At 70.4% G+C, this 9,823-nt stretch carries 7 protein-coding genes; 6 read left to right on the top strand and 1 reads right to left on the bottom strand.

Annotation, left to right across the window (positions count from 1 at the left end):
• From ACFTQE_RS02245 to ACFTQE_RS02220, 6 genes are all read left to right on the top strand, one after another.
• The coding region (locus tag ACFTQE_RS02245; protein WP_376923536.1) for an FGGY-family carbohydrate kinase at positions 1-1,336 on the top strand (1,336 nt) is incomplete at its 5' end.
• A 13-nt stretch (positions 1,337-1,349) separates the two neighbouring features.
• Positions 1,350-3,023, top strand: coding sequence for an FAD-dependent oxidoreductase (locus ACFTQE_RS02240; protein WP_376923535.1), 1,674 nt, complete (start codon positions 1,350-1,352; stop codon positions 3,021-3,023).
• Positions 3,020-4,549 (top strand): FAD-binding oxidoreductase, encoded by a 1,530-nt coding sequence (locus ACFTQE_RS02235; protein ID WP_376923534.1) that lies wholly within the window; start codon positions 3,020-3,022, stop codon positions 4,547-4,549. The genes ACFTQE_RS02240 and ACFTQE_RS02235 overlap by 4 nt, the downstream gene beginning before the upstream one ends.
• 7 nt (positions 4,550-4,556) lie before the next feature.
• Positions 4,557-5,177 carry a glycerol-3-phosphate responsive antiterminator gene (locus tag ACFTQE_RS02230; RefSeq protein ID WP_376923533.1) on the top strand — a complete coding sequence of 207 codons (621 nt, stop codon included), beginning with the start codon at positions 4,557-4,559 and terminating at the stop codon, positions 5,175-5,177.
• An 82-nt stretch (positions 5,178-5,259) separates the two neighbouring features.
• On the top strand, positions 5,260-5,565 hold the full coding sequence (locus tag ACFTQE_RS02225; RefSeq protein WP_376923532.1) for a putative quinol monooxygenase: 306 nt from the start codon (positions 5,260-5,262) through the stop codon (positions 5,563-5,565).
• Entirely contained in the window at positions 5,558-6,682 is a 1,125-nt protein-coding gene (locus tag ACFTQE_RS02220; RefSeq protein WP_376923531.1) for an alcohol dehydrogenase catalytic domain-containing protein, read from the top strand. The genes ACFTQE_RS02225 and ACFTQE_RS02220 overlap by 8 nt, the downstream gene beginning before the upstream one ends.
• A 94-nt stretch (positions 6,683-6,776) precedes the next feature.
• Here the strand turns inward: ACFTQE_RS02220 and ACFTQE_RS02215 are convergent, their stop codons facing one another.
• On the bottom strand, positions 6,777-9,656 hold the full coding sequence (locus ACFTQE_RS02215; RefSeq protein WP_376923530.1) for an immune inhibitor A domain-containing protein: 2,880 nt from the start codon (positions 9,654-9,656) through the stop codon (positions 6,777-6,779).
• Between the last annotated feature and the right edge of the window lie 167 nt (positions 9,657-9,823).

Genomic DNA, 9,823 nt, shown 5'->3' with positions numbered 1-9,823 from the left:
GGTCATCGCCCGCGCGGCAGGCGACGGGGTCTCCCTGGTGGGGCTCGCGATCGCCACCCAGCGCGCGACGACCGTGCTCTGGGACACCTCCACCGGCCGGGCCCTCGTGCCCGCGATGGTGTGGCAGGACAGCCGCTACGCCGACGAGCTCGCGGCCCTCGGGCCCGAGTGGAACGAGCGGCTGATCCGCTCGGTCGGACGCCCGACGGGGGTGCGCTCGCCCTACCTCTGGGCGGCGCACCACCTGCGGGAGACCCCCGAGGTCACGGCGGCGCACCGGGCGGGCCGGCTCGGCTTCGGCACGATCGAGACGTGGCTCCTCTGGAGCCTCTCGCGCGATCGCACCTACGCCGCGACCTCGACGAACGCGACCTCGGCGGGCGCCTACGTGCTCGCCCGCCACGAGTACGAGCGCGACTGGATCGAGGCGCTCGGCTTCCCGGGCGAGCTCCTGCCCGAGCTGCGGCAGGACGCCGACGACTTCGGCGTGACGGATGCCTCGGTGCTCGGCATCGAGGTGCCGATCCTGTCCGCAGCGGGCGACCAGCACGCCGGCACCGTCGGCCTCGGCTGCCTCCGCAAGGGGCAGGCGATGTGCGTGCACGGCACGGGGAGCTTCGTCGACCTCGTGATCGGCAGCGAGGCGCCGGCGAACCCGGGCCTCTACGACGGGGCGCTCACGCTCACGGCGTGGCGGCGGCACGGGGCATCCGTCTTCGCCATCGAGACGTTCACCGCGACGACCGGCTCGGCCCTCGACTGGGTGTGCGACACGCTCGGCTGGTTCGAGTCGTCCAAGCGCATCAGCGAGCTCGCCGCGACCGTCTCGTCGGCGAAGGGAGTCATGTTCGTGCCCGCCCTCACCGGCCTCCGGATGCCCGTCATGGAGCCGCGGGCGAAGGCCTCGCTCACCGGGTTCTCGATGTCGACGACGCTGCCCGAGATCGCCTACGCGGTGCTCGAGGGCATCGCGCACTCGGTCGCCTCGAGCGCCGAGGCCGACGAGCAGGTCGCCGGCACGGCGATCACCGAGATCGTCGTCGGCGGCGGGATGTCGGCGAGCGACCCGCTGATCCAGATGCAGGCCGACCTCGTCGGCGTGCCGATGCGGCGACTGCCCGCCTCGGAGGGCGCGAGCCTGCGCGGCGCCGCCTTCCTCGCCGGCTCCGACGGACTGCTCTGGAACTCGCTCGAGGAGGCCGCGGCCTCGATGGGCGACGGCGACGTCTTCGAGCCCCTGATCAGCGGCGACGAGCGCGCCGAACGCCGAGCGGCGTGGAACGAACGCATCGACAACGAACTCCGGCTCACCACGAGCCGTGCAACACGGAAGTAGAGAGAACCACACGATGGTAGGACTGCCAGCCCGCAAGACCGACACCGCGCGCGAGCGCATGACCAGGGTCGAGCCCCTGCAGCTCAGCCGAGCCGAGCAGGTGGCGAGCGTCGAGGGCGGTCGCTTCGACATGATCATCGTCGGCGGCGGCGTCACCGGGGCGTACGCCGCGATGGACGCCGCGCTCCGCGGCTACCGCGTCGCGCTCCTCGAGAAGGACGACTTCGCGTCGGGCACCTCCTCGAAGTCGTCGAAGATGATCCACGGCGGGCTCCGCTACATCGAGCAGGGCAACCTGCCGCTCGTGCGCCACTCGCTGCTCGAACGCCAGCGACTGCGGAAGAACGCCCGGCACCTCGTGCAGCGGCTGCCGTTCCTCTTCCCGGTGCTCTCGCACGACGGCGTCTTCGACCGTCGCCTCGCGGCGGGCTTCGAGAGCCTGCTCTGGACCTACGACCTCGCGGGCGGATGGCGCGAGGGCGTGCTGCACCAGAAGCTCTCGAAGAACGAGGTGCTCGCGCACTGCTCGACCTTCAAGGCCGAGAACCTCGACGGCGGCTTCATGTACTACGACGCGCGCGCCGACGACGCCCGCCTCACCCTCACCCTCGCCCGCACGGCGGCGCATCACGGCGCGACCATCCTGAACGGCGCCAAGGTCACCGAGGTGACGCGCAGCAGGGGCAAGGTCAACGGCATCGTCGCCGAGGTCGACGGCCGCGAGATCGCCGCGCTCGCGAGCGTCGTCGTCATCGCGACGGGCGCCTGGCTGCGCGACTGGAACGGCGCGGGCGCCGACGCGGATGCCCCGAACATCCGCCCGGCCAAGGGGGTGCACATCGCCGTGCCGTGGACCAAGATCCGCAACGACTGCACGGTCACGATCCCGATCCCGGGCCGCAACCGCCGCGCGACGATCACCCGCTGGGGCGACACCGCCTACCTCGGCACGACCGACGAGGACTACACGGGCGACCTCGACGACGTGAACTGCACGCGCGAGGAGATGGACTTCCTCATCTCGGGGGCGCGCACCGCGCTGAACACCGACCTCGAGGCATCCGACGTCGTCGGCAGCATCGGCGGCTGCCGGCCGCTCGTCGCGCCGCCCGGCGGCAAGACCATCGACGTCAAGCGCAAGCACGAGATCCGCACCGACCGCGACGGCCTCGTGACCGTCGTCGGCGGCAAGCTCACGACCTCGCGCCACATGGCCCAGCAGACGATCGACGCCGCGCAGAAGGTGCTCGGCGAACGCCGTCGCTGCGTCACGAAGGACGCCTACCTGCTCGGTGCCGCCGGCTACGACCCCGAGGCCGTCACCGCCTCGGGCGGCCTCGCCGCCCACCTCGGTGAGCGCTACGGCAACGAGGCGCCGTTCATCACCGACATCCTCGGCAACGACCCGTCGCTCGCGAAGCCGATCGTCGAGGGCCTGCCCTACCTCGAGGCCGAGGTCGTGTACTCGGCCCGCCACGAGATGGCCCGCAGCGTCGACGACGTGCTGAGCCGCCGCACCCGCGCCCGCCTCATGGCCCGCGACGCCTCCGCTGCCGCCGCGCCCCGCGTGGGCCAGCTGCTGCAGGCCGAGCTCGGCCTCAGCGACGCCGCGGTCACCGCCCAGGTGACCGCCTACCAGACCGCCACGGCGCACGAACGCGCCATCCTGATGGGAGAGTCCGAATGATCAGCAAGGAAGCCGTCAAGCGCGGTTACAACCGCGGCAACTACGTGGTGGGCGCGCCCACCCAGCCGCACTACGCCGCGAGCATCGAGACGATCGGCGAGGAGGCGTCCTTCCAGGCGGACGTCGTCGCCGTGCCGGCGGCCGTGGTCGCCGAGCTCGAGGCTGCGGCCGACCAGGTCGTCACCGACGCGGCATCCGTCGTCGAAGGCACTCGCGACTGGTGGGCCGGCACCATGATCGGCGAGACCGGGGGCCGGCCCGCAACGCCGAACGCCGTGATCGTCAAGGTCTCGACGACCGAGCAGGTGCAGGCCGTCATGCGCATCGCGAACGCGAACGACCTGCCCGTGACGGTGTCGGCGGGCCGGAGCAACGTGACGGGCGCCGCCCTGCCCGTGCGCGGCGGCATCGTGCTCGACGTCTGCGAGCTCAACCGCTTCGTGGGCTTCGACGAGCAGAGCCAGATCATCGAGGTCGAGGCCGGCATGTTCGGCGACGTCTTCGAGGAGCTCATCCAGTCGGAGTACGGCATGACGATGGGCCACTGGCCCTCGTCGTACGGCATCTCGACGGTCGGCGGCTGGGTGGCCTGCCGCGGCGCCGGCCAGCTGTCGACCCGCTACGGCAAGATCGAGGACATGGTCTACGGCATGGATGTCGTGCTGGCCGACGGCTCGCTCATCACCGTGGGAGAGAGCGCACGCGCCGCCGTCGGACCCGACCTGCTGCAGCTCGTCATCGGCTCGGAGGGCACCCTCGGCGTCATCACGACGATCCGCTTCAAGCTGCACCGGCTGCCGTCGTACGGCCGCGCGATCGCCTACGGCTTCCCGACGTTCGCCGCCGGGCTCGAGGCGTGCCGTCAGATCATGCAGCAGGGCGCGAACCCCGCTGCGCTCCGTCTCTACGACGAGCTCGAGAGCGGCGTGCAGTTCGACCTGCCGTCGCAGAACGTGCTGCTCATCGCCGACGAGGGCACGCAGGAACTCGTCGAGGCCGGCCTCGTGATCAGCGAGCGCATCTGCGCCGAGACGGGCGTCGAGCTCGACCACGAGGCGATCTTCGAGCGCTGGCTCGACACCCGCTACCTCACGGGCAAGAGCGCCGAGGGCTTCAAGCGCAGCCCCGGCTTCGTCGCCGACACCCTCGAGATGATCGGCCGCTGGCGGGACCTCCCGGCGATCTACGACGAGGTCGTCGCGGCGATCGACGCGGTGCCCGGCACTCTCGCCGGCTCCGCACATCAGTCGCACGCCTACGTCGACGGCGCCTGCCTCTACTTCTCGCTCCGCGGCGACGTCGAGGTCGACCGGCGCGCCGAGTGGTACCGGGCGGCGTGGGATGCCGCGAACGCCGTGATCCTGAAGCACGACGCGACCCTCAGCCACCACCACGGCGTGGGCCTGCTGCGCGCGCCGTACATGGCGGAATCGCTCGGCGCCGGCTTCGAGGTGCTGCGCGCCGTGAAGGCGGCGCTCGACCCGAAGAACCTGCTGAACCCCGGTAAACTCGGGCTCGACGCCTGATGCTGCGATGAACGAGTCCGCAGATGAGGGCAGGAATGCGGTGAACGTGCTGGAGTTTCCCCGCTCGCTCGACGAGCGGCTCTACCGGAACCCCGTCGTCGCCTCGCTCTACGGCACCGAGTCGGTCGAGGCCTTCCTCGCCGGTCCGTGCCAGGTCGCGATCGCCGCGAACGTGGCGCTCCCCGACCTCGAGGGCATCGTCTCGACGCTCTCATCTGCGGGCAAGTTCGTCTTCGTCAACATCGACAACAGCGACGGTCTCGCCCAGGACCGCGGCGGTGTCGAGTACCTGCGCAAGATCGGCTCGCAGGGCCTCATCACGACCCGCACGATGCTCATCCAGAAGGCCAACCAGCTCGGCATGGTGACCATGCAGAAGGTCTTCGTCACCGACCGGTCGACGCTGCCGCGCAGCACGAACGCGGTACGGCAGAACCGCCCGCACCTCGTGCAGCTCATGCCGTGGCCGGTCATCCCCTACATCAAGCAGCAGGAGCTCGCCGAGCTCACGCCCTACGTCGCGGCCGGCTTCGTGCAGAGCCGCGACGACGTGATCGCCGCCCTCAAGGGCGGCGCCAAGGCCGTCTCGACGAGCGACGTCGAGCTCTGGTCGATCACCCGGCGCTGAGCGGATGCCTCGTGGCCGGTCCTCGGCCATGGGCACCCGTCGCTCCCACCGGGCCTGCTGCATCACTCGACAGGAGACCCACATGTCCGCACCCCAGTTCCAGGTCGTCGCCCGCTACTTCCCGCTGCCCGGCGAGACCGAGAACGTGCTCGAGCTGCTCGGCGAGCTGGCGGCCGCGAGTCGCACCGAGCCGGCCAACCGCGCCTACGACTTCTACCGCGGGGTCGTGAACCCCGACGAGATCGTGATCCTCGAGCGCTACGACGACGAGGCCGGCTTCGCCGCCCACCGGGAGTCCCCGCACTTCCAGCGCATCGGCGTCGGCCGCATCATCCCGCTGCTCGCCGACCGGGTCATCGAGCGCTACGTCGAGGCGACGGATGCGTAGCGCCGTCCTCCGCGCGCAGGGCGCGGCCCGCCCGTACATCGAGAGCCGCCCGCTCACGATCGAGTCCCTCGACGTCGCCGCCCCACGCGCCGGCGAGGTCGGGGTGCGCATCGAGCGGGCGAGCCTCTGCCACTCCGACCTGTCGGTCGTCGACGGCTCCCGGCCCCGGCCGCTGCCGATGGCGCTCGGGCACGAGGCGGCGGGCGTCGTCGAGACGGTCGGCGCCGGCGTCGACGGCATCGAGGTCGGCGACCACGTCGTCCTCGTCTTCGTGCCGAGCTGCGGCGACTGCCGGGAGTGCCGCGCGGGCCGGCCCGCGCTGTGCTCGCGCGCGGCGGAGGTCAACGGTTCGGGCGAGCTGCTGCACGGGGCATCCGTGCTCAGCGATGCCGCCGGCGCCACGGTGAACCACCACCTCGGGGTCTCGGCGTTCGCCGAGTACGCCGTCGTCGCCGCCGAGTCGCTCGTCGTCGTCGACCGCGACGTGCCGTTCGACGTCGCCGCGATGTTCGGCTGCGCCGCGCTCACCGGCATGGGGGCCGTCTTCAACACGGCGGGCGTGCAGCCCGGGCAGTCGGTGATCGTCTTCGGCCTCGGCGCCGTCGGGCTCGCAGCGGTCATGGCCGCCGCGCAGGTCGACGACGTCACCGTGATCGCCGTCGACCCGAACGTCGACAAGCACGAGCTCGCACTGCGGGCGGGCGCGAACGCGGTCGCCACGCCCGACGGCGCCGTCGAACTCGTCGCGGCGCTCACCGACGGCGGCGTCGACGTCGCGATCGAGGCCGTCGGCAGTGCGCGAGTGATGGCCGCGTGCCTCGAGCTGCTCGCTCGCGGCGGCGCCCTCGTCTCGGTCGGGCTGCCGCACCCCGAGCAGGAGCTCGCGGTGCCGGCCCTGCAGTTCGCGGGCGCCGGCAAGCGCCTGCTCGGCTCGTACATGGGCGACGCCGTGCCCGCTCGGGACATCGCGCGCTACGTCGAGCTGTGGCGCGCCGGGCGCTTGCCGATGGAGCTGCTGCACACCGATACCGTGCCGCTCGACGAGATCAACGAGAGCCTCGATGCGCTCGCGGCGGGCCGGGTCATCCGCCGGCTCTTCGTGCCGAACGCGGCCTGAGCGCACCGCCTCCGACGCACCCCTGCGACTGAGACGCGGCGAGGCGCCGACTCCCCGTAGGAGCCGACGCCTCGTCGTGTGCGTTGCCGATCGATCAGCCCGCGCGCGGCGGGGTGATCTTGATCTGCGCGGCGATGTTGCCCTTCTCGGCCTTCTTGACCTCGATCTTCGTGCCGAAGCCGACGCCGGAGTCGGCCGGGTTGCCCGTGCCGTACTCGCCGCCGAGCGGGCTCGGCTGTCCGTACAGGTCGGTCAGCGGGTTGCCGTCGAAGTCGACGATCCGCGTCGTGTACGGCGAGTTGCCGAACGAGGGCACGACCGCCGAGCCGTCGCGGAAGCGACGAGCGAGGCGTCCGTCGGGCAGCACCTCGAGGCCCGAGGTCCAGCCGAGGTCATCGGTGAACGTCGAGACGCCCTTGCGAGCCGGCACCTTGGTGCAGAATTCGTCGGTCAGCTCTTCGCCCGTGATGCACTCGGTGAACTTGTACGTCTTGCCGAGGCCGAAGGCCACGTCGGACGACTGCGAACGCGAGGGCAGGTTGTGCTGCAGGGTGCCGTCGGCCGCTGCCGCGTCGCCGGTGCGGCGCAGCGGGTCGAAGTGGCTGTCGACGAGCAGCAGGCCGCCCTTGGCACCGTAGCTCGGCAGCGCCGTCTCGTTCGTGCGAACGTGGTTGGTGTTGCCGTAGGTGGTGTCGCGGTACCAGACGAGAGCGCCGGGCGCGTTGTAGGAGACGCGCTCGACCTTCCACGCGCCGGCGCTGTAGACCGAGTTGTAGCCCCACTTCAGGCCCTCGTCGAACCCGTCGAAGTTGCGCCACTCGACCATGTAGTACTGCGCCTTCTCCGAGGAGCCGGTGTCGATGCGCCATCCGGGGCCGGTCGTGTCGGTGAACGATGCGACCTCGGCGGTCCAGCCGTTCTCGCCGTTCTCGACGTCGTCGGCCCAGACCTCGGTCGCTCCGCTCGTGACGGCGAAGTCGTCGGCGAACCAGCCGCGCTCCTGGAACGCGGCGTCGGTGGCCTGGCGCAGGCGCACGCCGATCGTCGTGCCCGAGTACGCGGCGAGGTCGATGTACTGGCGCGCCCAACCACCCGAGGTGCCCGTGAGGCCGTACTTCTTGTTGCCGAAGGTGGCGAGGTTGCCGTTCGGGTCGGGGTAGCCGTCGGGCGTGGTGGCCTCGCTGCCGTCCTCGTTGTAGACCTTCACGTCGGTCCAGGTGGCACCGTCGTCGGTGGAGACCTCGACGAAGCCGAAGTCCCAGTCCTGCTCGATCACGAAGTTGTTGCTCATCCAGAACTTCGCGTCGGCGGGAACGTCGACGGAGCGGGAGATGCGGATGTCGCCCCAGTCCTGGTCGGCGCCGGAGTACCACATCTCCTCACCGCTGGCGGGCTCGGCGAGCGTGATGTGCTTCGGCGGGAGGTTGATCTTCACGCCGTCCTCGGTGCCCTTCGGCGAACGCGAGGCCTGGCCGATCTTCAGCGTCTTCGCCGCGTCGCCCGGGTTCATCTCGACGGGGTCGACCCATCCGAGCACCCACTTGTCCCAGATGCCCATGTGGGTCGGCATCGACTGGAAGATGGGGCCCGAGTGCGACCCGGAGGACATGAGGTCCCAGAAGTCGATGTCGGAGTTGCCCTGGTTCGAGGTGTCGTAGAGGTCGGGCAGGCCGAGGTCGTGGCCGTACTCGTGCGCGAACACGCCGACGCCCGAGTCCTCGGGCTGCACGATGTAGTTCGAGAGCTGGAGGTCGGTGCCCGGGATGTCAGCGCCGCCTGCGACAGCGGAGGAATGCGCCCAGATGGCGTACGTTCCCTGCTCGCCGCCGCCGCCCGACTTGTCCTCGCCGGCGTGCACGAGCACGACGTGGTCGATCACGCCGTCGGGCTCGTTGAAGTCGCCGTCGCCGTCGCGGTCGCCCTGGTCCTCGATGTCGTAGTCGGCCCACGGGAAGTCGGGCTGGGCATCGGCCAGTGCCGTCACGGCGTCGATCGGGAGCTGACCCGCGCCGAGGGGGTTGTCGGGGTGACCCTGCTGGTCCTGGATCTCACCGGCTTCGTAGACGCCCTCGGCGTTCTGGAAGCACGTGCTCGCGCCGTACCAGGCCTCGGAGTGCGGCACCGTGATCCACGGCGTCGCCTCGCCGGTCACCGTGTAGGCGCCGCGCGACATCTCCTCGTACATGTTCTTCATCGTCGAGCCCGAGATGTCGATGCCGCGGCGGCCGTCGGGGCCCCTGAGGTCCTTCCGGACCCGCTCGGTGATGCCCTTCTCGGAGAACAGCATCGTGTTGTAGTGCTCCGACGAGAAGTCGGGCACCCACATCGAGTTGTTGTCCTCGAGCTCGTAGTCGGCGGGGTTCGGGATGTTGTTGTGCACCGGGCCGTTCTGCACGTCGCCGGGCTTGCACTCCTTCGAGCCGAACTCGGTCGGCACGTAGGTGCCGGAGAAGTCGTCATTGGCGTTCTCGTTGAACTCGACGAGGATCGTGAGGAGCTTCGCCTCCTGCGTCGTCTCGGCCTCTTTGTACTCGGGCTTCTTGTGGTGCCGGCCCTTGCCGCGATCGCCCTTGTGGTTCTCCTGCTTCAGCTGGCGGGGGCTCTTGCCGGTGTCGATCGAGGATGCCTCGAGCGTGGCCAGCCCCTTCGCTGCGACCGGATTGCCCTGCGAGTACTTCTGGTCGAACGCCTCGGCCCGTTCGATCGCCTCGGCCTGCACAGCCTCGGGCGTCGCTGCCCTGAGCTGGCCGCCGGCGTCGACGAGGACTTCGCCGTCGGTGTCGAACCGGCCCTCGATGCGCGGTGCCGCGTAGTTCATGTAGTACTCGGAATCGCTGATCACCGGTGGTGAGACCGGTGATTCAGCAGCGACCGCTCCCGATGCGCCGAATGTCACCAAACCGGTGGCAGCGAGCGCGAACACCGGGATGACCGCAACCGCGCGCCTCCGCGCGCGGCCCGTGAATCCAGACATGCTTCTCCCTTCGAACGCCCCGTGGTGGTGACCGCGGGGCGCATACGACGTTCGTCGGTGGGCGAACGTACTCGGAATACTGCCGTGGACTGCGCTCCCTATGGAAGAGCTGTGCGGGCTTTCGCTCAGCACGACGCGTGTCTGTTGCGTGGGTGTCGGCATTCATG

The sequence above is a fragment of the Agromyces sp. NPDC056965 genome (assembly GCF_042673425.1).
GTDB lineage: Bacteria > Actinomycetota > Actinomycetes > Actinomycetales > Microbacteriaceae > Agromyces.
Note: the sequence above shows the minus strand (reverse complement) of the source record. Positions and strands in the feature narration are given on the sequence as shown.